General features: G+C 55.4%; 23 protein-coding genes and 2 tRNA genes. 11 read left to right on the top strand and 14 right to left on the bottom strand.

What is annotated here, in order from left to right:
- The first annotated feature begins 315 nt into the window (after positions 1-315).
- The 8 genes from G0Q00_RS09595 to G0Q00_RS09560 all read left to right on the top strand — a co-directional run bounded on the left by G0Q00_RS09595 (position 316) and on the right by G0Q00_RS09560 (position 11,512).
- Positions 316-738 carry a hypothetical protein gene (locus G0Q00_RS09595; RefSeq protein WP_163038758.1) on the top strand — a complete coding sequence of 141 codons (423 nt, stop codon included), beginning with the start codon at positions 316-318 and terminating at the stop codon, positions 736-738.
- A gap of 435 nt (positions 739-1,173) precedes the next feature.
- Positions 1,174-1,581: a hypothetical protein gene (locus G0Q00_RS09590; protein ID WP_163038757.1), complete on the top strand. Its 408-nt coding sequence runs from the start codon at positions 1,174-1,176 to the stop codon at positions 1,579-1,581.
- A 129-nt stretch (positions 1,582-1,710) separates the two neighbouring features.
- A complete protein-coding gene (locus tag G0Q00_RS09585) occupies positions 1,711-3,675 on the top strand; it encodes a hypothetical protein (RefSeq protein ID WP_163038755.1) in 1,965 nt (654 codons plus the stop codon).
- Positions 3,676-4,236: 561 nt separating this feature from the next.
- A complete protein-coding gene (locus G0Q00_RS09580) occupies positions 4,237-4,854 on the top strand; it encodes a recombinase family protein (RefSeq protein ID WP_163038753.1) in 618 nt (205 codons plus the stop codon).
- A 221-nt stretch (positions 4,855-5,075) separates the two neighbouring features.
- Positions 5,076-8,537, top strand: coding sequence for a class I SAM-dependent DNA methyltransferase (locus tag G0Q00_RS09575; protein ID WP_163038751.1), 3,462 nt, complete (start codon positions 5,076-5,078; stop codon positions 8,535-8,537).
- 25 nt (positions 8,538-8,562) lie between these two features.
- Positions 8,563-9,582: a restriction endonuclease gene (locus tag G0Q00_RS09570; RefSeq protein ID WP_203564968.1), complete on the top strand. Its 1,020-nt coding sequence runs from the start codon at positions 8,563-8,565 to the stop codon at positions 9,580-9,582.
- A 422-nt stretch (positions 9,583-10,004) separates the two neighbouring features.
- A complete protein-coding gene (locus G0Q00_RS09565) occupies positions 10,005-10,925 on the top strand; it encodes a hypothetical protein (RefSeq protein WP_163038749.1) in 921 nt (306 codons plus the stop codon).
- Positions 10,922-11,512 carry a hypothetical protein gene (locus G0Q00_RS09560; protein ID WP_163038747.1) on the top strand — a complete coding sequence of 197 codons (591 nt, stop codon included), beginning with the start codon at positions 10,922-10,924 and terminating at the stop codon, positions 11,510-11,512. Before G0Q00_RS09565 ends, G0Q00_RS09560 begins: the two co-directional genes overlap by 4 nt.
- Before the next feature lie 324 nt (positions 11,513-11,836).
- On the opposite strand, the gene G0Q00_RS09555 is transcribed toward G0Q00_RS09560, so the two are convergent.
- The 11 genes from G0Q00_RS09555 to G0Q00_RS15805 form a co-directional block, all read right to left on the bottom strand.
- Positions 11,837-11,911: transfer RNA gene (locus tag G0Q00_RS09555), tRNA-Phe, on the bottom strand.
- 90 nt (positions 11,912-12,001) lie between these two features.
- A complete protein-coding gene (locus G0Q00_RS09550; RefSeq protein ID WP_163038746.1) occupies positions 12,002-12,196 on the bottom strand; it encodes a DNA gyrase inhibitor YacG in 195 nt (64 codons plus the stop codon).
- Complete coding sequence (locus tag G0Q00_RS09545) at positions 12,196-13,233, bottom strand: ribonuclease E/G (protein ID WP_163038744.1); 1,038 nt, start codon at positions 13,231-13,233, stop codon at positions 12,196-12,198. The genes G0Q00_RS09550 and G0Q00_RS09545 overlap by 1 nt, the downstream gene beginning before the upstream one ends.
- Entirely contained in the window at positions 13,230-13,817 is a 588-nt protein-coding gene (locus G0Q00_RS09540; protein ID WP_163038742.1) for a nucleoside triphosphate pyrophosphatase, read from the bottom strand. The genes G0Q00_RS09545 and G0Q00_RS09540 overlap by 4 nt, the downstream gene beginning before the upstream one ends.
- A 12-nt stretch (positions 13,818-13,829) precedes the next feature.
- The gene (infA, locus tag G0Q00_RS09535) at positions 13,830-14,048 is read right to left on the bottom strand and encodes a translation initiation factor IF-1 (protein ID WP_008186030.1); all 219 of its coding nucleotides are present in this window, start codon (positions 14,046-14,048) and stop codon (positions 13,830-13,832) included.
- Between the two features lie 122 nt (positions 14,049-14,170).
- Positions 14,171-14,578 carry a low molecular weight phosphatase family protein gene (locus G0Q00_RS09530; protein WP_370458576.1) on the bottom strand — a complete coding sequence of 136 codons (408 nt, stop codon included), beginning with the start codon at positions 14,576-14,578 and terminating at the stop codon, positions 14,171-14,173.
- Positions 14,579-14,643: 65 nt separating this feature from the next.
- Positions 14,644-15,126: a UPF0262 family protein gene (locus G0Q00_RS09525; RefSeq protein WP_163038738.1), complete on the bottom strand. Its 483-nt coding sequence runs from the start codon at positions 15,124-15,126 to the stop codon at positions 14,644-14,646.
- A 16-nt stretch (positions 15,127-15,142) separates the two neighbouring features.
- The gene (gene hisD / locus G0Q00_RS09520; RefSeq protein WP_163038736.1) at positions 15,143-16,444 is read right to left on the bottom strand and encodes a histidinol dehydrogenase; all 1,302 of its coding nucleotides are present in this window, start codon (positions 16,442-16,444) and stop codon (positions 15,143-15,145) included.
- A gap of 63 nt (positions 16,445-16,507) precedes the next feature.
- Positions 16,508-16,990, bottom strand: coding sequence for a DUF2948 family protein (locus G0Q00_RS09515; protein ID WP_163038734.1), 483 nt, complete (start codon positions 16,988-16,990; stop codon positions 16,508-16,510).
- Between the two features lie 5 nt (positions 16,991-16,995).
- On the bottom strand, positions 16,996-18,261 hold the full coding sequence (murA, locus tag G0Q00_RS09510; RefSeq protein ID WP_163038732.1) for a UDP-N-acetylglucosamine 1-carboxyvinyltransferase: 1,266 nt from the start codon (positions 18,259-18,261) through the stop codon (positions 16,996-16,998).
- 15 nt (positions 18,262-18,276) lie between these two features.
- A complete protein-coding gene (locus tag G0Q00_RS15805) occupies positions 18,277-18,435 on the bottom strand; it encodes a hypothetical protein (protein ID WP_203564967.1) in 159 nt (52 codons plus the stop codon).
- Between the two features lie 90 nt (positions 18,436-18,525).
- On the opposite strand from G0Q00_RS15805, the gene G0Q00_RS09505 reads away from it, so the two are divergent.
- A tRNA-Thr gene (locus G0Q00_RS09505) sits at positions 18,526-18,600 on the top strand.
- A 128-nt stretch (positions 18,601-18,728) separates the two neighbouring features.
- Here the strand turns inward: G0Q00_RS09505 and G0Q00_RS09500 are convergent.
- Positions 18,729-19,250 (bottom strand): CBS domain-containing protein, encoded by a 522-nt coding sequence (locus tag G0Q00_RS09500; RefSeq protein WP_163038730.1) that lies wholly within the window; start codon positions 19,248-19,250, stop codon positions 18,729-18,731.
- Between the two features lie 81 nt (positions 19,251-19,331).
- On the opposite strand from G0Q00_RS09500, the gene G0Q00_RS09495 reads away from it, so the two are divergent.
- Positions 19,332-19,517, top strand: a complete 186-nt coding sequence (locus tag G0Q00_RS09495) for a hypothetical protein (protein WP_163038728.1) — start codon at positions 19,332-19,334, stop codon at positions 19,515-19,517.
- Between the two features lie 36 nt (positions 19,518-19,553).
- Here the strand turns inward: G0Q00_RS09495 and nqrM are convergent, their stop codons facing one another.
- Both nqrM and G0Q00_RS09485 read right to left on the bottom strand, forming a co-directional pair.
- On the bottom strand, positions 19,554-19,793 hold the full coding sequence (nqrM, locus tag G0Q00_RS09490) for a (Na+)-NQR maturation NqrM (protein WP_163038726.1): 240 nt from the start codon (positions 19,791-19,793) through the stop codon (positions 19,554-19,556).
- A gap of 16 nt (positions 19,794-19,809) precedes the next feature.
- Positions 19,810-20,832 carry an FAD:protein FMN transferase gene (locus G0Q00_RS09485; protein WP_239058408.1) on the bottom strand — a complete coding sequence of 341 codons (1,023 nt, stop codon included), beginning with the start codon at positions 20,830-20,832 and terminating at the stop codon, positions 19,810-19,812.
- Positions 20,833-21,013: 181 nt separating this feature from the next.
- Between G0Q00_RS09485 and G0Q00_RS09480 the strand changes: the two genes are divergently transcribed.
- The gene (locus G0Q00_RS09480) at positions 21,014-22,357 is read left to right on the top strand and encodes a Na(+)-translocating NADH-quinone reductase subunit A (RefSeq protein WP_163038724.1); all 1,344 of its coding nucleotides are present in this window, start codon (positions 21,014-21,016) and stop codon (positions 22,355-22,357) included.

The following is a 22,357-nucleotide window of genomic DNA, read 5'->3' as shown; positions in this document are numbered from 1 at the left end:
GTATTTATCTGGTGGAATTCGGGGAATTCCACCGGCGCACCGGGGGTGCGAAGTTATCACATCACTAACGGACTATATTATGTTGACCACTGCAAATATCGCAGCGGCACTGGGTATTTCATACGGCCGTGCGAACCGCCTCCTGAACCGCCCTTATCCGCTACCCTATATTCTTTCTACTTCTTCTAAACAGGGAGGTGGGCGCACTCGGCTCTATACCATTGGGGCTGTCTTGCATCGCGCTAAGCTGATTGGTGCAAGCCGTGAGCAGCTCGGCAGGCTTTTCGAGGAAGGGGGATATCCTTGGGTAATTGCTTGAACCATGTTGAAGCTCTTGAGGCAGGACTGACTGCTACTCAAGCAATCAAGTTGGATGGATTGCGGCACTCCTTCGAAGTGGCGTTGGCCCGCTGTTATGGAACCAAGTTGGCACCCATCATCTGTCGTAAGCTTACTCAGGATCTGATCTTGCGCCCCGACGTCCTCGCCTTTCTTGAAGGCGCCATGGTCGAAGAAATTCCAGATAGCATCGATGGGTGGGATGAAATTGCACGCGAAATGGTTGGTAAGGACGATCTTGCCCAGCGCAACCTTCGGTTCAGCAACGAAGAACTGCGGTTGAAGATCCTGTCAGAAATCCAGACTTCAATGCGCCCCGCTCATCGCCTTGAGTTAGCGCGTTCCGGTGAGCTCGACACCTATTTGGAGGCGCGCGTCCTCGACGAGCTGGAAAAGTAACAAGCGTTACGATCAGCCAGTGGGTACACCACTGAAGGAAGCGCCATCTGGCTTTCACTCTACGGTGTATTCCACTGTGGTAGGCCGCCTTCAGTAGGTACCATCCACAGCTCAGAATTCTCACTTGAGACGACTTCAGGATTACTTTGAACCAAATAATTCGGCTAAAAACCCCAGTTTAGGACACTATAGCTAGGGGTCAGTGCGTCACCAGTCACAATATACATGCAAACTTAGCATATATTGCGCAAAAGCGCCGTGACCCCATTTTTCAGGCCCCCTCGAGAATTGCGTTTTTGGAGGTAGACCAAATGTGCGGGCGCTCCTTCACGCAACCCAACCAGCACCCGCCAACCCATAAATCGCGTTTCGGATCCCGTGCCTGCCAGCTCCGACGCCTATCCCCCAGCAGGCGAAATTGACAAGGAGTAATCGATGATGATCGAACTTACGCGCCGCGAACGGTCGCAGATCTACAACGCCCAGTGTGATGCACTGGGTCTCCCCAATGATGAAGATGCAATGAATGCCCGTCAGCGCGGTCTGGAGGCCCACTGCTGGATTATGACCCACTTGAACCCCATTGCAGCTCACGAGGTGATGCGCCTCGCTCAGGAGCTTAGTGACTATTTTAATGAGATCGGTAGGGATCTCTGGCGGGTGAGCATCAAGGACGTGAAGAAGGCTACCGGAGCGAATGAACAGAAGGCGATTCACGCCCTCGAACTGTTGGGCGCGGTCGAAACTGGTGCCGGAGTCTATGGCAATGCTGCGCCGGATATTGTGGTGATTCCTGTGCGTTTGGATGATGTCGATCTTACCGACTGGATGAATGCCGCCTAACATTCATCGCCGGACACTCTAACAAGCTAGAAGATTAACAAAAGCATGCTTGTCTTTGGAATGATTTATTGCCTTGGCAAGCATGCCCAAAACCGACCTGAAAAAGGTCAACTCTCAAAGGAAAATTACATGCTTGATTACTCGCCCGCGTCTAGCGGGCTCGCACCCACTCTGGGTCGCATTAAGCTTTCAGATGGCGCTAAGGCAGTGCGGGGCAACTTCTCCGGAGCGCAGCTTGAGCAGCTTCGCAAGGTTCATTCACAGATGTTCACCTCAGCACTCAGGTGGATTGAGAACAAGGAAGTAGCACCGACGAACTTTGAACTCGCCCAGATTTTGACCGGATTGGTCAAGGCAAATACGGATGAAGCTCAGTTTGCTCAGGTTCTCGATTGCATCGCCGAAAAGTGGACTTGCTTCAAGTCTCGCTGGCTTAACAATCTCCGTAAGGTTTGTGAGGCAGAACTGCAGGCGGAAACCGATGCCAAGCACCGGAATGAGCGCGCAAAGAACGTCACCAATCAGGATGGCTACGTTGATCTTGTAAAGTACGGGCTGACCCAGCTTAAGGCGGCCAACAGCATGTACTCACCGGACATCTTTCGGCACGGCACCGAACTGGTGCGCCTTATCTATGTGCCGGAAGAGGCAGAAACTCACCTCGAAATCCTCAATCAGAAGAGCTTCAATTACGTACTTAACAAGCAGGCCCCTTACCTGAAGGAAGCAGGAGAGAATAATATCATCTCCGACGCAGCACCTAAGGTCGTAGCCGAAACCATTTTTTCTGATCCTCTTCTGCCGGTGCCGTATCTCTCAGCTATGATCCACGTTCCGACCTTCGATAAGGAAGGCAACCTTGCCCAGAACGCAGGCTACAATCGGGGCTCAAACCTTTTCCTCGACATTCCGCCGGGTCTGAAGATTCCTAATGTGCCTAGTAAGCCGACCAAGAAACAGGCCATTGAGGCGTTGAACAAGCTTCTCTACCTGCTCAGTGATTTCCCCTTTGATGGCAATAACCGCACGGTCAACTTGACGACGCCCTCACCCTCGCTTGCAAACACGCTTGCACTGCTCCTTACCCCGTTTTGCAGGCCTCTCATTGACGGTCCGGTTCCGGCACATCTTCTTACCAAGCCGAAGCGTGGAACGGGCGCTACGCTGTTGGCGGAAGTCATCCAGATTATCCTCGATGGCACTACCGAAATCCGTCCACCGCTCACTACCAACGAAGATGAGCGCCGCAAGGCTCTTTTCAGCGCCTTGCAGACACAGAAGGCAACGCTTCTTTACGACAACATTACTGCGGACATCGACAGTCCTGTTGTGGCTAGCTTGCTTACGAGTACCAAGTGGACTGATCGTGTTTTGGGGCGCTCTGGCGAACGTACGATTGCCAACAATTCGATAGCCATTTTTACTGGCAACAATCCGAAGTTCTCAGACGAACTTCAGCGCCGCCTCTCCTTAATTCGTATCGACGCCAAGATGGCAAAGCCTGACCAGCGCGATGGTTTCGAGATCGACGACCTCAAGGGTTACGTCCTCGAACACAGGGGAGAGTTGATTGCCGCCTGCTTGACTATCATCGCATACTGGCGGTCAGTTGGCAGTCCGGAACTGGAAGGAAAGCCCCTCGCATCCTTCGAAAATTGGTACCGTACCATGGGCGGCATCCTGCACTCTGTTGGGGTCATCAACTTCCAGAAGAACCGTGACGAAATCTCACGTCTTGCCGCTTCCGATGACGACGATCCGCTGCACCAGTTTATTCAGGCTTGGTATTTGTCGGCCAATAGGGAAAACAGCAGCGCTCGGTTAATGAATATGTACACGACTGGTGACGGCAACGAAGAGTTTAGCTTGATTAGTATGGTTATGGCTGAGGGTGTTGTGCTGCCCGTTAAGCGCGACCGTGATGCTGATGGTGTGCTCGCTTACAATTCCGTTTCTTTCGGTAAATATCTCGGTGGAGGAGTAGACCAGTACTTTGCTATCAGGGATGCCGCAGATCGGGAAATTGAGATCAAGCTTGTAAACGGTGAGCGCGATCGGAACGGGGTGCCGTGGTCTTTGGTGCGTCGCAACTAGAATCACATAACTATAAGATCATGAAAGGGGGCCGCATTTGGCGGCCCTTTCCGCATCTGCGTGACGATTGCGACCAACCTAAAACATTGTTTTTACAAGTTCTTTCCCATAAATCGTCTCCACTCCTTCACGAAACTTCACGAAGTTCGTCAGAGATTTCCAATGGCTTAAACTAGTTAAGATAAATTTGTGAAGATGTGACGAATAAGGCGGAATCTAGTAGGAAGGGCTCCCTGTTTATCTATGGAATACAGAATGCTTAATAGTTCTTCCTCCGATCAATGCGCCCTACCACCTTCACACCTTCACAACGGCCCGAACATCTGAGTTGCAAGGAAGCCAAAAAAAAAATTACCAATGACAGAGCAAAGCCCTAACACATCCCAGACTTTCTCTAGGCCGGATCCCAATACTGTCTGGGCTGAAAATTTTTGTATCAATAGGGACGTCCTCAGATGAACAGCGAGATATGTTCGAGAATAGTATCATAATTACTATCGAATCATCCTATTGATACAGTATCATGACTCTTAGAAACGTATGATACGGAGGTGTGGAGAGATGGAGCAGTGGGGATACGTTAGGGTTTCTGTGGATCGCGAAACTCAAGCCGCTGGATGGGAGGAACAGATAGCAACGCTCAAAGCGTTAGGTGTTTCTCATGAGAACTTGAACATGGAAGAAGCGAGTACGCGTGGAACGCGTCCTGTTTTTGAAGATATGCTCGCCAAAGCAAATCGCGAGGCAACGCCTGAGCGGCGCATCTGTATATCTGCCGCAAAAATGGATCGTGCCTTTAGGGACCTTGCCGCAGCCGACGCCGCAATCTCCAACCCGACCAATCCGAATGTCATTTGGCTTCTGCCTGACCTCTCGAGCAATCCTCTAGACCCCAAAGACCCGACCCAGATGCTTTTGGTGCGTATGATGGGGGCAGTAGCGCAGTTCGAGCGGGACCGTCTTGCCGAACGCAGGGCTTATGGAATTGCGAAGGCCAAGAGAGAAGGCAAGTACAAGGGGCGAAAACCCACTGCGCGAGCGAAAACCCCCGAAGTTCTAAAGTTGAAAGAACGCGGTTTCCGGCCCGATGAGATAGCCAAGCAATTAGAGATCGGACGTGCATCAGTGTTTCGGATATTGAGGGATCACAAGAAGACACAAGGGACTGTTCGTAGCTAGGTGGAAGAACGGTCATGGGCCCCAGTGAGGGAGTATGATCCTCCAACAATTAGCTTCCGGCAGCGTCGCCTGTGTGTCTATGCAAGTCAGGATATAACTTGCACATGAATCTAGTTAGCCCGCACGAAAGCTCTTTCTACTAGCCGTTGTACTGGCTATCGTGCTCGAGACACATGAAAAATGGAGCCGCGATAACGGTTTCCCTCCGACCGAGCACATATATGACCAACGAAAAAGTAATTAACGAATTCATTGAAAGGTGGCGACCTTCTGGTGGAAGTGAGATGGCGAACTTTCAGATTTTCGCCAGCGAGCTGACCACCCTTCTTGGAGTCGAAGCTCCGAAGCCTGCGACCAGTGATGGACAAAACAACGATTACCGTTTCGAACGCCCCGTCACATTCACTCATACAGGCCGCAAAAAGCGCGGTCGGATCGATCTGTACCGAAAAGGAAGTTTCATTCTTGAAGCCAAGCAGGGCGCGGAACGGCAGAAGAAAGCCGATGAATACCAGCTCGCGTTGCTGACAGAGGAAGAAGCCCCGAAAACCCAGATCGGTCACGGTATGCGTGGATCGGCGAAGTGGGACGACACCATGTTGAAAGCGCGGAACCAAGCCGATGGTTATGCCCGTGCCGTCAGCAAGGAAGATGGCTGGCCCCCTTTCTTGATGATCGTTGATGTAGGGCACGTCATCGAACTCTACGCCGACTTCTCTCGTCAGGGGCAAGGCTACAGCCAGTTCCCGGACGGCAACCGGTATCGGATCAAGCTGGACGATTTGCGAGAAGAAGAAACACGGGACCTGTTGTGCGCCATATGGGATGATCCCATGTCGCTGGACCCGGCGTTGCAGTCTGCCAAGGTCACACGTGAGATCGCCAGCCATTTGGCTGAGTTGGGCAAGTCCTTCGAGGCTCAGGGCCATGCAAGCGAAGCTGTCGCACGTTTTTTGATGCGCTGCCTGTTCACCATGTTCGCTGAAGATGTGGAATTGATCCCTAAGGAGAGCTTCACCAAGACCCTTCACGAGCTACGCGGACATCCGCAGCACGCAGCACCTACGTTGGAAGCCCTTTGGCAGACGATGAATTTAGGTGGGTTTTCGACGGTCCTGAAAACTGACCTTCTTCGCTTCAATGGGGGATTGTTCAAGGACGCGGATGCGTTGCCGCTGGATAATGTCCAATTGTCCCTTCTGATCGAAGCAGCGGAGGCAGATTGGCGACAGGTCGAACCTGCCATTTTCGGCACCTTGCTAGAACGTGCGCTGGACAAGAAGCAACGGCATAAGCTGGGTGCGCACTACACACCCCGCGCATATGTAGAACGACTGGTTGTCCCTACCATCATGGAGCCGCTACGCGGCGACTGGAAGGACGTTCAGGCGGCAGCGCTGACGCTTGCAGACCAAGGAAGAATGGACGCCGCAATCGACACGGTGCGGGCGTTCCATGACAAACTCTGCCAGACGCGCGTACTCGATCCGGCTTGCGGTTCCGGCAATTTTCTCTATGTCGCCTTGGAGATGATGAAGCGTCTTGAAGGTGAAGTGACGGCGCTTCTGGACGAATTGGGTGACAAGCAAAACCTGTTGATCACCATTGACCCGCATCAGTTCTTAGGTCTTGAACTAAATCCATGGGCAGCAAATGTAGCAGAACTCGTTTTGTGGATCGGCTACCTGCAGTGGCACTTCCGTACCTACGGAAAAGCCGCGCCATCTGAACCGGTACTTCGAGATTTCAACAATATTGTTCACTGTGATGCGGTTTTGGAGTGGAACGAAAGAATTCCACGATTGGATGAACACGGAAACGCTATCACTCGCTGGGACGGTACTACTACGATGCGCCATCCTGCAACGGGTGAAGAAGTGCCAGATCCTTCTGCACGCGTGCAGGTGTATGACTACACCGACCCCGAAGCCACGCTTTGGCCTGCGGCTGAGTTTATCATTGGGAATCCACCATTCATTGGCGGAAGCAAACAGAAAAACGACCTAGGTAGCGGATATGTCGAAGCATTGCGCAAAGCGTATCCAAATATTCCTGATAGCGTAGATTTCGTGATGTACTGGTGGGCAAAAGCTGCCGACAGCACAAAGAAATGGAACCCAAAAACTTCAAAGGGTACGCGGCGGTTTGGTTTGATTACAACAAATAGCCTTAGACAACTTCGAAATCGCGCAATCGTGGAGCCTTATCTTCGTGACCCACAGAAAACGCTTTCGCTGGTCTACTCAGTTCCAGACCATCCTTGGGTTGATGCGCTTTATGGTGCAGCCGTGCGCATCTCAATGACAGTAGCTTCGGCTGGACGGAAGAACGGTACACTTGAGACCATTACCGAAGAGATACGAGACCGATCTGAATCTCTTGGTCGTAGAGTTTCATATGCTCAAGAAACTGGGCGAATCTTCAGCAACCTTCGGATCGGGGCGGATGTCCTTGAAGCGGGTTCCTTGACAGCAAACAAAAAATTGTCGGCCAGAGGGGCTTTCTTGATAGGGAAGGGCTTCTTGTTGTCAAAACCGAAAGCTGATCAACTCGCGGAAGGCACGGATGCAATTAGTGCGAGGGTTATTCGCCCATTTTTGGGTGGTTACGATCTAACCCAAAAACACCGCCATCGTTGGGTTATAGATTTTTGGGGATTGAGCGCCGATGAGGCCAGACTGGGCTATCCTGCGGCTTTCCAGCATGTGCTAGATACGGTCAAGCCTGTTCGGGACGAGAACGACGTCGAATGGCGTCGTGAGAACTGGTGGGTATTTGGAGATCCCAGCCGTAGCTATCGTGCCGCGACGCGTGGATTGAACAGTATGATCGTAACTTCTCGAACTGCGAAACATCGTATCTTTCAGCTTCAATCTTGCGAGAATCTGCCAGAAAGCGAAGTTGTAGTTGTCGGTGACACCGATTACGCACTGTTGGCGATTTTGTCCTCTCGCCAACACAAGGCGTTTTCTCTGGCGACGTGCGGGTGGATGGGAGTTGGAAATGATCCCCGCTACAACAATAGCCTATGTTTTGATCCATTTCCCTTTCCCGATGCTACAAATGATCAAACAAAGCGCCTACGCACGTTGGGCGAAAAGCTAGACACCCATCGTAAAGCGCGGCAAGCAGCATATCCCAAGCTAACCCTGACTAAGATTTACAACGTGTTGGATAAACTCCACGCGGGCGAGGCAGTCGAAGGTAAGGATAAAGAAATATACGAGCAAGGTTTGGTTGGCATTCTCAAGGATATGCATGATCAGATCGATGAGGCTGTCGCTGATGCATACGGCTGGCCCGCAGACTTATCTGACGACGACATCCTTTTCCGACTGGTGGCGCTCAACAAGGAGCGAGCGGAAGAAGAGGCGAAAGGGCACATCCGGTGGCTGCGTCCAGAGTACCAGAACCCAGAAGGCAAGCGGGCTGCAAAAGGGAAGAATTCTGAGATGGACCTAGAAGCCGCACCAGCGGCCAAGATCACGGTTCCGTGGCCCAAGGCCCTGCCTGACCAGATCGCCGCTGTCCGCGAAGCTCTGGGCGAGATGGGCGAAGCCACGCCCACCGAAATCAGCCGTCGCTTCAAGGGTGCTGGGCCGACCCGTATTCAGCCTCTTCTTGAAAGTCTCGTAGCGCTGGGACAGGCCGACATGATCGAAGAGGGACGCTTCGCGGCGTAGAGACGGACGAGAAAGAGGAAAGAGTATGGCAAAGGTTTGGGGAATTCACATGCCGCACGGTGTCGGCGCTGATGCTATCGACAACTTCCGGGTGTCCATCGGTTGGGCAGAACTGGGTGACATCAGCACGCTTCCAAAAGACCGTGGCAAGATCAAGAAAGCCATTAGCGCTGCCTATCCGGAGAAGAAACAGGGGGCGGTTCCTGTGGAGGCTGGAGTCGTCTTCCGCTTCGTGCACGAGATCAAAGCGGGGGATTACGTGGTCTATCCCTCAAAACATGATCGCATGATCAACATCGGACAGTTCACCGGGGAGACGGAGTACGCGCCCAACATTGATGGTGGGAACGATGAATACCCGAATTCAAGGAAAGTCCGATGGCTCGGTCACTTTCCTCGAAGCGACTTCAGCCAATCGGCATTATATGAAGTCGGTTCTTTTTTGACGTTGTTCTTGGTGAAGAACCATGCCGCCGATTTTCTTGCCAAAGCCGACCCTTCTCAGTTCGCAGAAGTCACTGATACTGAGGAGACGCCCCCAGACGACGAGAGCGTTTCCAGTACAGTAACGCGACAAGCGGAAGAAACGGCACAAGACTTTGTTATCAAGCGCATACACTCGCAATTGTCAGGCCACGAGTTTGAGCACTTCATAGCACATCTTCTGGGATGCATGGGTTATACCGTCCGCGTGACCCAGAAGTCGGCGGATGGTGGGGTGGACGTCATCGCCCATAACGACAAGCTAGGGTTCGAGCCTCCCATCATCAAGGTGCAGTGCAAACGCACCACAAATCAAATCAACGAGACGCAGGTCAGGGAGCTTCTCGGAACGCTTGTAGAAGGGGAATACGGCCTGTTTGTTACTTTAGGTGCTTACGACCGGAAAACCCGCCTGTCAGAACGGAACCTCTCCAAGCTGAGGTTGATCGATGGGGAGCAGTTGTTTGAACTCGTGGTGAAACACTATGGCGATCTGTCCCCACGATACAGAACGATGATTCCGCTCAGGCAGATTTACGTGCCAGACTTAATGAGCGTGTAGGATTGCAAACAACCAATTGGCGCCGCTTCGAGACCATCCAGTGGACTAAAAAGATCCGTGAAACTGCCGCCTTGATCGTTCTGTAATCGCAGTCCGCAACTGGCAGTGATAAATATCAATGTAGACTAAGGTATGACGCGTGTGCAGGACATTGCACGGTGATTGTTGTTAATATGGATAGGTTAGTTGCTCTACTGTTTTTCCGAGGTTTGCAATGTCACTTTCATGAATTGAGCATTCAATTGGTTTTCCACATTCAAAGCATCGACTTAAGACCCTAGCACGGTTGCAAAAATGCCTCTAGGGGGTGCGCGTTAAGGTTGTGTGAAGTTTCCAAAATGCTATCAGGGCTTAGCAAAAACTTAGAAGTTAGAGAACCGATGGCGATTTCAAACAAGTTGAGATGGATTTATGTAGCCGAGATGGCACTCCGCTGTGAGAAACGGCGCAAGGACGCCCCCAATAGTTTCCCGTTGGACCATCTTTTTTCCTTGCTCGAAAAAAGAGAGGAGGACGAAACACAAAAGAAGCTTTTGGGCGCTGAAGATGAAAAAATGCTCTGGTGCTCTGACGTCAAGCGCACGAACTCGACAATTCGGTTCCTACTTCATTTCGGCGACAAGGACGTCAGCAACCCTTCCTTTGTAGATTTCGATACAACGGATACCCGTGAAGTTGAAAAAGAAGAGAACGAGGGTATTCCGTATTCTAGCCATATCGTCATCAGGTCAGATCCGGAGGCGAATGGTCATCACATGATCCTAATTGAACGTGCTTCGGGCATTCACATCAAAGCGGTGGAGGCCTATTTGCGGTGGTTGCTGAAGGATGAGAATTTCAAGATCGAATATGAGAACGAGCATAAGCAAGCTCAGTCGGTCTTTGGCATCGTCGAAATTTTCGGCTACAAGTCTAAATTACTCAAAGACGTTTTGCGGACAGGCACAATTCAGGATGTCGAGTTTGTGAAGGAGGAAAAGGTATTCCTCAACGGCTCTGATGAGGATGGCGAGGAAGCAGAGAGCTTTCTCAGCGCAAAATTTAGACTTCAAAAGAAGGTGTCGGAAGAGCAGGGGCGAACATGGTTTGAGCACCTGACTGGTTGGTCTCGAAATCACGGATATGACGAAAATGCCAAGATGCTGGTCAGGATCAAGACTGCATTCGGGCAAATTAAGCAAACTGAGGTTGATCCAAACGGAGACATTCTAGGATCCTTTTTCGTAGCCAATGAGCAGGTTAGCGGTTTTGAAGAGCCGCTTCCGCAGTTTTATCAGAGCCCCCGGCCTGACATGTTCGAAAAGATCGAAGGCCTATTCGGTCAATATAAGTTGCCGCAATGAGCCTGATGCTAGGACATCAGAAGCTCTTCACGGTACTTCGCTTTCTGGCTCTCAAAGAGGAGCAGGGTGCACGGCGAACCCCGAAGGCATGGTTGAGTAGTAACTTGAGATGGTACCAGTGGTACTATCCAACAGTCACCGCCATCATTGGTACCGGCCTAGTATGGTGCCTTGATCTCAACTTCATTTTTGAAGGTGATAAAAACCTTCTCGTTCGGGTCAATTCTCTGCTCGCGATGCTTGTTGGTTTCTACATTGCTGCGCTGGCCGCTGTGGCAACATTTCAAAGCCCGCGCCTCGAGGAGGAAATTGTAGGAAGGAGAATTTTTGCAGGCGGCGTAAGCCTTAGAAGGCGCCAATTCCTTTGTGCGGTTTTCGGATACTGCACGGGGATGTCGATTGCTGTTTTTGGGATTGGATCAATCTACGAATTGGTGGCGTTTGAACTTCAGTTTTCAACGTTCCTTACCAGCAATCTGGATTGTCTGGCCCTCTTGGGCATCTTTATCTACTTTTGGCTATGTTCCAGCCTAATGTATGTCACGCTCTTGGGATTGAACTACCTCGTTGATCGAATGCATCGCTAATAAACGAACTACTTGGGCGCGGATACAAAATGTCGTTTCTGTTATCAGGTTGTAGAGTTATTTCCTTGCATTAGCTGTGTTGGTTCGGGTTCTCGAAGGGGAAAGCGTAGCCTTACAGTTGGAATGCGTATTCAATGGTAGAGAGATCCACCGGAATTTTCTTGCACTTTAACATCAGAACTACTCGTTCGATCCTTTGGTTGAGTGGGCCTTGTTTGGATTCGCCCGAATAATCGAGGACGCAATAAATGGTCCACAAAATGGCCTCGAAGGAAAAGTCGAACCTCCTAAGGCATTGTTATTCATCAATACTTTAAGAAGTAGTGGTGCCCGGGGGCGGAATCGAACCACCGACACGAGGATTTTCAATCCACTGCTCTACCCCTGAGCTACCCGGGCACGGGTGAACGTTTTATCGTTCGGGTGGGCGCGTTTTAGTCGTGGGGGTCGGCGGTGTCCAGAGGGAAAAGAACGTTTTTCGAAGGTTTTTCAGTGCGGCTTCAAAGTTTCGCGTGAAAGGGCCTGAGACATGGCTTCGGCGGCTTCATCCAGATCTTCGGGGTTGTCGGCGGGGACGGCATACGACCCGTTCAACCAGCGGCCCAGATCAACGTCTGCGCAGCGCCTCGAACAGAAGGGGCGATATTTGGGATCAGTGTCTTTTTCGCAGATCGGACAAGCCATTAGCGATCCTCCAGACAGCGCGACAAGGGCAGGCGTTCGCGTTTGCGCTGCAGTTCAAATAGGCCCAGCTGGGTCCAGCCGACCATCGCGGTCTCGATGCCCTCGGCCTTCAGTGCAGCGCGCAGGACCTGCTCCAACTGGCGGCGGTCTTTCTTCGGGCAAGGGGCGAAGTCGACAACGATCTGGCCGCCCAAGCCCCGGCATCTCAGCGCGGCGGGTAGGGCTCGGGCTGCAGCGATGTTGGCCTTCAGACCCGCCGCCGGGCTGGTGTCTCCGCCGGTGTTGACGTCTACGGCCACAAGCGCGCGGGTGGGCTCAACGAACATCGAGGCGCCACCCGACAGGCGCACGAACGCGCCACGGGCCGCGTCGATCATCTCGTGCACGTTGTGGCGGTCGAATGCGCCCTCAGCGGCGTCAAGCTGATCCGGCTCAGGCCATTCTCGCCAAGCAAGTTCGTGTGGATCGGGGCCGTCGACCAGAAGTTCGGCATCTCCTTCAGAATCAGCCAGTACCGCGCGGCTGAGGTCGAGCATCGCGGCAATATCGGCGGCGACATCATCGTCCGACCCTTTTTCAGCTACGGATCGAATGATCAGGCCTTCGTCCGCGTCACCCATGACTTCATGCGCGATTTCCAGCAGACGCACGCGCGCCTCGTCATCGCGAATCGCGCGGCTGACATTGATGCCGGGCGCGCCGGGGGTGACGATGGCATAGCGGCTTTTGAACAGAACCTTTTGCGTGACAGGAACGGCCTTGCCGTCTTCGCCAAAGCCTGTGACCTGCACCAGAATGCGCTCGCCCGGTTTCAGGCCCTTGCCTTGACGTAGAAACCCGGTCTGACCACCCGGCAAGCGCAGCATCATACCGCCTTGGCCCTTTAGGGGGCGATCACAGATGGCGCGGAAAATTGCACCGGGCAGCACCACGCCTTCGGGCGGTTCGATCAGCAGATCGGTTAGCGCCCCGTCGGTGATCTGCGCTGCGGCCATGCGGCCTTCATAGGTATCAAGCGCAATCACGCTGCCCTTCATGTCTCTGCTCCGTATAGAGGGTATCCGGCGGCTTGAAGCAGCCCGGCGGTTTCCGCAACGGGCAGGCCGACCACAGCGGTATAACTGCCCTGAATCCATGGGATGAACGCGCCCGCTGGGCCTTGGATGGCATAGCCACCCGCCTTGCCTTGCCAATCGCCAGTGGCCAGATAACCGTTCAGCTCTTCATTCGATAAGCGCTTCATTTTGACTTCAGTGACCACATCACGCGCCCATGTGCCGGTGGCATTGCGCACCACGACCGAGGTGATGACCCGGTGACGTCGGCCAGACAAAGACATCAGAAACTCGGCGGCCTGCGCAGCGTCCTCGGGCTTGCCCATGATGCGGCGCCCCAGCGCCACGGTGGTGTCGGCACACAGAACGACCTCGTCCGCTGCGACGGTCATCGCAGCGGCTTTCGAGGCGGCAATTCGGCGGCAATAGTTCAACGGAAGCTCGCCCTTTTGGGGCGTCTCATCCACATCCGGTGGGCGGATGTCGTCAGCAACAAGGCCGAGCTGCCCCAGCAACTCGGCCCGTCTTGGGCTACCAGAACCCAGAATCAGTTTGGGACGCGTCATGCGCGACAGCGCTTACTTGAAGCGATAGTTGATCCGACCTTTGGTCAGATCATAGGGGGTCATTTCGACCTGCACCTTGTCGCCAGCCAGAACGCGGATGCGGTTCTTGCGCATCTTACCTGCCGTGTGAGCGATGATCGTATGGCCGTTCTCCAGCTCGACCAGAAATGTCGCGTTCGGCAGGAGTTCCTTAACGACACCGGGAAATTCGAGCAGTTCTTCCTTGGCCATGTTCACTCCTGTATTTTCACCCACCCATCGTGGGCGCCTACTAAATGGGGGGAAACGTCCCGGTTTTCAAGGGAATTCGGCAGAGAAGCCAGATTTGCTGCCTACGTCATGCAGCGTCGGCGTCACGCCGAAGAGGCATCCTTTGTCGGAGTGCCGAACCGCTCGATGATCCGGTCACGGATTTGGTCACGCGCCTGACGGTAGTTCACCAGCTTTTCGTCGCGCCGTGTGCCCAAACCAGTGGGGTCCAGGATGGGCCAGTATTCCACGTCCAGATGAAATACGCGGGTCAGTTCCAGCGCACGGCGTTGGCTTGCAGGGGACAGCGCGATGATCAGGTCGAAACTGGACAGGTCGTCGCCCCATTCCTCCATCTGGTCAAAGCTGCGCACCCGGTGGCCGGACAGGTGAATGCCCAGTTCATCGCAGACGGCCACGGAAAATCCGTCAATCTCGAGCTCGCTGTGGACGCCAGCCGACTGCACATAGATGTCGTGGCCATAAAACGCCTTCATCATCCCTTCGGCCATCGGTGACCGCACAGAATTGTGGTCACAGCAAAACAGCACGGATTGGGGACGATCGGCGCTCAAGCTCACCCCCAGTGCAACACGCAGATCAGGGTAAACAGGCGACGGGAGGTGTCGATGTCGATGTCGGCCTTGCCCTCAAGACGTTCCTGCAGCACGCGCGCACCTTCGTTGTGAATGCCGCGACGGGCCATGTCGATGGCCTCAATCTGACTGGGGGGCAGCTTTTTCACGGCGTCGAAATAGCTTTCGCAGATGGCGAAGTAATCCTTCACCACCTGACGGAACGGGCCAAGTGACAGGTGGAACTCACCCGCCGGATCACCGGCTTCAGTTTTGGCTTCGACCACCAGACGCTTTTCGCGGATCGCCAAGGCCAGATGATAAGGTCCATCAGGCACAGGCTGGTCGCCGCGCGGGGCCAGATCAAAGCTGTTGTCTTCCAGAAGATCGAAAATTGCGACTTTACGCTCCTGCTCGATTTCGGGCGTCGGGGCGGCAAGGCCGGTGTCGTCTATGTCGATATGGGTGATGCGGTTCGTGGTCATTGGCACTATCTGAGGGTCAATCGTTAAGGGCGTCAAGTCTTGCGCGCACGGATAGGCCGTGGGCTTCAAGACTTTCGGAAATGGCAAGGGTCTCGGCGGCGGGGCCGATGGCAGCCAACGCGCCGGGCGTCATACGCGCCAGCGTGGTGCGTTTCAGGAAATCCATCACCGACAGACCCGAGCTGAAACGGGCCGAGCGGGCGGTGGGCAGCACGTGGTTGGGGCCACCGACATAGTCGCCGATGGCCTCGGGTGTGAACTGCCCCAGAAAGATGGCACCCGCGTGGACGCATTTGTCCGACAGCGCTTCGGGATCAGCGACGCACAGCTCTAGGTGCTCGGGCGCGATGCGGTTCGAAAGTTTTGCAGCCTCATCTAGATCGCGCACAGTGATCACGGCGCCAAAGTCGCGCCAGCTGGCACCTGCGATCTCGCGGCGTTCCAGCGTTTCCAGACGTGCGGTGACGGCATCGGCAACTTTCTGGCCAAAGCCTTCGTCGGTGGTGATCAGGATCGATTGGGCGCTTTCGTCATGCTCGGCCTGGCTCATCAGATCCAAGGCCAGCCAGTCGGGATCATTATCCGCGTCCGCGATGACCAGAATTTCAGACGGGCCCGCAATCATATCGATGCCCACCTTGCCGAACACGCGACGTTTGGCGGCGGCCACAAAGGCGTTGCCCGGTCCGGTGATCTTGTCGACCGGCGCGATGGTGTCGGTGCCGTAGGCCAAAGCGGCCACGGCCTGCGCGCCGCCGATGCGATAGATTTCGTCTACGTCGGCGATACGGGCAGCCAGCAACACCAAGGGGTTCGAGATGCCGTCAGGGGTCGGCACCGTGATCGCCAGACGTTCTACGCCCGCAACCTTCGCGGGGATCGCGTTCATCAGCACGGATGATGGATAGCTGGCCAGCCCGCCGGGCACGTACAGACCGGCAGCGGAGACAGCACTCCAACGCCAGCCCAGATCGGCACCACTTTCGTCGGTCCAGCGCTGATCTTCCGGCATCTGGCGGGTGTGATAGGCGCGGATACGCTCGGCGGCCAGTTCAAGGGCTGCTCGGTCTTCATCCGACACCTTGGCGCATTCCGCCTCGATCTCGGCTTCCGAGAAGCGCAGCGTGTCCGGCGTCAGGTCCAATCGGTCGAATTTCGAGGTCAGGTCGATCACCGCCTGATCGCCACGTTCGCGCACATCTGCGATGATCCCGGCCACGGCGGCATCCACATCCGGGCTGTCTTCACGCTTCATCGACAGAAGCTCGGTGAAGCGGGCCTCGAAATCGGCATCTAGGCTGTTCAGAAACTGGGGCATGGCGCTCTCCTTTGCGCCGTTCTAGCTGCGGCGCGGCATTGCTTCAAGCGGGCAGGGGATGGATCACTCGGACAGATCGTGCTTTGGCGTGTGTTTCGAAGGCGCGATATAGGGCCGGGTGACGTCTTGTAGGGTCACGTCCAGCGCTTCGACCTCAAGCGCAATGGCCCCGTCGCCGGCCAAAACCAGTTCGATCCGGCCCATCCCGTCATTGCCGGGTGTAAAGGACAAGGACAAAAGCGATAAAATCATGTCCTTGTCGCCCTTCTGAACGCCCTGACTCTGCACTTTCAGAACATCCGACACAGACAGCACCGATTGCACACGTTCGACGGGGCGGCCGCGAGCCTCGGCGGCTTTCTTGTCTTCCCAGCGGAAACGATTGATCAACAGGGCAAAGCGGCGTTGGGCGGGATTCCACGAAATCTCGGACGCGGGAAACACCGCGTCCTGTGCCAGGGCCGAGACAACCTCGAGATCCGCAGCATCCAGCGCCACCAGCTTCAGGGCGTTTTCACCGCCATCTTCGAACCGTGCATCTTGCATGTCGGTCACTCCTTCACGCGTTCGACCTTGGCCCCGATCGAGGACAGCTTACGCACAACTTTCTCATACCCGCGATCAAGGTGATAGACGCGGCTGACGACGGTTTCGCCTTCAGCAGCCAGACCGGCCAGAATCAGCGAGACCGACGCACGCAGATCGGTGGCCATCACAGGCGCACCTTTCAGTTTTTCGACACCATGCACGGTGGCCGTGCCGCCATGCACTTCGATGTTGGCACCCATGCGCATCAGTTCAGGGGCGTGCATGAAGCGGTTCTCGAAGATGGTTTCGTGCAGGGTCGAGGTGCCCTCGGCGGTACACAACATGGCCATCATCTGTGCCTGTAGGTCGGTCGGGAAGCCGGGGAAGGGCTCGGTTGTGACGTCCACGGCGGATACGCGGCCATTGCGGCGTGCGACTTTCAAGCCTTTCGCCGTTTCTTCCACATGGATGCCAGCCGCATCCAGCTTTTCACAGAAGCTTTCCACCAGCGAGATCTTCCCGCCCAGACATTCCACTTCGCCACCCGCAATGGCCGGGGCCAGCATATAGGTGCCAAGTTCAATACGGTCGGTGACAACGGGGTGAGTCGCGCCGTGCAGGCGGTCCACACCCTGAATGACGATTTCCGAGGTGCCATCGCCTTCGATCTGCGCGCCCATCTTGCGCAGGCAATCAGCCAGATCGACGATTTCCGGTTCGCGGGCGGCGTTGCGAATAACGGTGGTGCCTTTGGCCAGGGTCGAGGCCATCAGGATGTTCTCGGTCGCGCCGACGGACGCAAAGGCCAGTTCGATCTCGGCGCCCTTCAGGCCACGCGGGGCCTTGGCGTGCAGATAGCCGTCTTTCAGTTCGATCTCGGCGCCCAGTTTCTCAAGCCCATGAATGTGCAGGTCCATCGGGCGGGCGCCAATGGCGCAGCCGCCGGGCAGCGACACAACCGCATGGCCCAGACGCGCCAGCATCGGACCCAGAACCAGATTTGACGCGCGCATCTTCCGCACGATGTCATAATCCGCGACGTGGTTGTCCAGATCGTGGCTGGACATAGTCAAAACCTGCCCGTCCTGCATCGACGCGGCCTCGGCCCCAAGGCTTTCCAGAAGCTGGGTCATCGTCTTGATATCCGACAGACGCGGGGCGTTGGTCAGGGTCAGAGGCTCTTCCGACAGAATCGTCGCGGGCATCAGGGTCAGACAGGCGTTTTTCGCCCCCGCAATCGGAATTTCTCCATGCAGCTCGCTGCCGCCGGTGACTACAATCGAATCCATGTACCTGCCTTACCTTTAATCTTGTTCATTTTTTGCTGTGTCATCGTCCGACGCAGCCCGTGCCTTGGCCTGCGCCTTGCGCCGACCCATATTCGCTTTCAAAGCAGCTTTCAGCCGTGCTTCGCGATCTGACCCTTTTTTTGTGGGCTTTTGAGATGTGCTTTTCTGCTCCATAGGCCCTTCTGTAACGCGGAATGAAAAAAGGGTCCAGAATACCCTTGCACCTGTCAGCGAATACGTTTAGTCAGCCGCTCACGATAGGACGCTGTGGTAGCTCAGTGGTAGAGCGCACCCTTGGTAAGGGTGAGGTCGGGAGTTCAATCCTCCCTCACAGCACCATCGTAAACTTCCCGAAAAAGATGGTTTTGACACAGCGATGCGTACGCGTTTACGGGTTCCTTGTACGCAAATAAGAAACGCGCGGACCTCTGCCGCGCGTGACCTTGATTCGACCTGTAAGCGGTCCGTTATCCGACGATCAGCTGTTTAAGCTGCAGGGCTTCGTGCTCAACCTCGTTTAGACGATGCGTAATGACGTCCCCGATCGTGACCATACCAATCGGGCCGGCATCGCCCATCACGGGCATGTGGCGGAATTTCCCGTCGCTCATGCGTTTCAGGACCGAGACCAGAGGGTCGTCCGTGCCGCAGGTCTGCACCTCTTTGGTCATGACGTCCTCGACCAACTGGGGCAGAGTTTGGCCCGGCGTGTCGGCCAATTTCCGCACAATATCGCGTTCAGACAGGATGCCACACAGCGCGCCGGTGCTGTCCGTGACCATCAAGGCACCGATTCGTTTGTCGCGCAGAATTTCGACGGCACGGCCCAGGGTCTCTTGCGGACGGATGGCGATCACATCGCTGCCTTTGCTGTTCAGGATATCCCCGACCACGGCCGTTTTGGCCTTGAGATTGCTGGACGGATCCTGACTTTGGCTTTTCGATCCTTTTTTATCCTGACGCATGGGGGCCTGATACGACGTGGGCATGTTTTGCTGTCCTCCCTAGAACTGTTGCGGTTCGCACATATAGGAAGCATAACCCAGTCAATCGATTTCAGGAGATAAAAAATGTCGCAGCTTGCACTTTCATCCCCGGTCGCGACGGTGATCTTCGTGCTGGCCTGCTTTTGCGGCTATCAATATCGACGGGTTTGGAAGACCGAAGGCCCACGCTATTTGCTGTGGATATACGGTGTTCTGACAGCCACGGGACTGCTTGTTTTGGGATTCGTCCCCTTGGCCGGGGCAGGCTAGGGGCAGAATCCCTTTGTTGGGTACGTCACGCGCGGCTTAGCTTTCAGCCTGCATCTGCTCCAACATCTTCTTTTTGCGCGGGCACTGTGTCAGGCGATCGCGCAGGGGGCTGTTGGGATCAATGTCCTTGCTGCACACAACGCATTGATCCGCGTCGCTGATCGCATTCAGGCCACCACAGCTGCCTTTGATCGTCTTGCCTGCCATGATCACGCCAAGGGCCATGCCCAGCATGATGACAAGCAATGCGCCGAAGGTCAGAAGGAAGGTGGCCATGAAGCTCTCCGGTTTGTTACGCTGTCAGGCGCGTGAAGGCGTCGCTTGCGGACGATTTGAACTGCAGGCTCGATGCCTCGGTATCGCGCTCGACGAACAGAACGGCCACGTCGTGCTTGGCTGCGATTTCCAGACCACGCTCGCGGCCCAGGATCAGCATCGCGGTCGCCCATGCATCTGCCATCATTGAGTTTTCTGCCAAAACGGTGGCCGAGGCGGTGCGGTGTGTGATCGGCTGGCCAGTGGCCGGATCAATCACGTGCGAATAGCGCTGACCGTCTTGTTCGAAGTAGTTGCGATAGTCACCGGACGAGGCCAGACCCAGACCCGAGATGCCAACCACATCAAAGATGCCGTTGTTCAGCGATGCGGGGGTTTCAATCCCGATCTGCCAGGGCAGACCATCGGGATTGCGGCCCGAAGCGTACAGGTCGCCGCCGATCTCAACCAGATAGTCGGTGATGCCGAAGCTTTCCAGCGCCTGACCTACGCGGTCGGCACCATAGCCCTTGCCGATGGCAGCCAGATAAACCTGTGCGTCGGCTTGTTTCTTTTGCAGCGCATCGGCGCCAACGCTGATGGTGTTGTGGTGACCCACAGCGGCCAGCGCGTTGTCGATCTCGGCTTGCTGCGGCATCGGCGTTTTGCCCGGAGCACCAAAGCCCCACAGTTCGATCAGCGGGCCCATCGTTGTGTCGAAGCGGCCTTCGCTGGCGGTATATACAGTGTCAGCGGCGTTCATCACATGTGCCAGTTCGGGCGAGACCTGAACCGGTGCGGTGTTGGCGGCTGCGTTGAAGCGCGAGATCTCGGAGTCCGCGTCCCAGTTCGACATCTGCTGGTTCACTTCCGCCAGCGCGCCATTGATCGCGGCCTTCACGTCAGCTTCGTTCACGCTTTTCGAAGAATCGATCGCGACCACATTATATGTGGTGCCCATGGTCAGGCCCGACAAGTTGAAGACACGAGCGGCAGACCCTTTGCACGCGGCCAAGGCCAGCGGCATGAACAGGATGGAACGGCGTGAGAATTTGATCATGTCGGGCACAGGAGAACCTCTTTCAGTCGCGAACTGGTCGTATTTGAATGTTCAGTGAGGCTTGTCTTAGACAATAATGGTCTTTTCAACAAGAAAATGACCTAAACTTTGTAAAAAGACCCTTTCGACCGCGCCGTACATATTGCATATAGCTGCAAGTCAATCTGAAGAGGTGAACACTGTGCAGCGGTTTAGGCTACGCAAAGGATTGAATATTCCGATCTCTGGTGCGCCCAATGCGGGCGTGGAACAAGGGCCGTTACCGCAATCGGTTGCCATTCTTGGTGAAGATTACATCGGCTGGAAGCCGCGAATCTTAGTCGCGGAAGGTGATGTGGTTGGGGCGGGTGCCCCGATTCTTATCAGCAAGGACATGCCGGATGTGCAAGTTGTCTCGCCGGTGGCGGGCACGGTCAAAGCCATCAACCGCGGCGCACGTCGCAAGCTGATCAGCATTGAGATCGAGGTGAAGGACGGCGCAGCGCCTGCCGTTGACTTCTCGTCGGTCGGTGACGTGGCAACGCCCGAGGGGCTGACCCAGCGCCTCTGCGCTGCCGGTCTGTGGACTGCGTTCCGCACGCGTCCCTATTCTAAAGTCCCTGATCCCGCGACTCGCCCGGCTGCGATCTATGTGAACGCCATGGATACCGAGCCGCTGGCCGCCGATCCTGCCGTGATCATCGCAGAAGATGCTGAAGCGTTCACCAAGGGTTTGGAAGCGATTGCTTCGCTGAGCGACGGCAAGACCTATCTGTGTCAGGCCGATGGCGCGGCCCTGCCGGGTCACGACATCGCTGGCGTGGAAGCTGCCGCCTTCGAAGGCCCACACCCCGCAGGTCTGGCTGGCACACACATGCATTTCCTTGAGCCGCCGCGCGCGGACAAGACGGTTTGGACCATCAACTATCAAGACGTGATCGTCATTGGTCGTCTGCTGACCACCGGCTCTTATGATGCGTCCTGCATCATCTCGCTGGCGGGTCCGGCCTGCGCCAACCCGCGCCTGATCCGCACTATCGCGGGCGCCTCAATGGCCGATCTGTCGGCTGGCGACATCCCCGCCGATCTGCCGGTGCGCATGATCTCGGGCTCGGTCCTCAGCGGTCGTGCTGGTGAAGGCGCAGATGGCTATCTTGGCCGCTACGCCCGCCAGATCACGTTGATTGAAGAGGACAAAAAGCAGATCCCGATGGGTTGGATCCGCCCGATGTTCGCCAAATACGCGGTTCAGCCGGTTCTGGGCTCGGCCTTTGCCAAGCGCGAGTTCCCGCTGACCTCGAACATGAACGGCGGTCGCCGCGCGATGGTGCCCACCGGCACGTTTGAAGAGCTGATGCCGCAGGACTTCCTGCCCACGCAACTTCTGCGCGCACTTCTGGTGATGGACACCGATCAGGCACAGGCGCTGGGCGCGCTTGAGCTGGACGAAGAGGACCTGGGCCTCGTCGGCTTTGCTTGTCCTGCGAAATACGAATACGGGATGGCGCTGCGCGACAACCTGACGAAGATCGAGAAAGAGGGGTAG

Source organism: Aliiroseovarius sp. PrR006 (assembly GCF_010500215.1).
Lineage (GTDB): Bacteria > Pseudomonadota > Alphaproteobacteria > Rhodobacterales > Rhodobacteraceae > Aliiroseovarius.
This window is presented reverse-complemented; position numbering and strand designations above follow the sequence as displayed.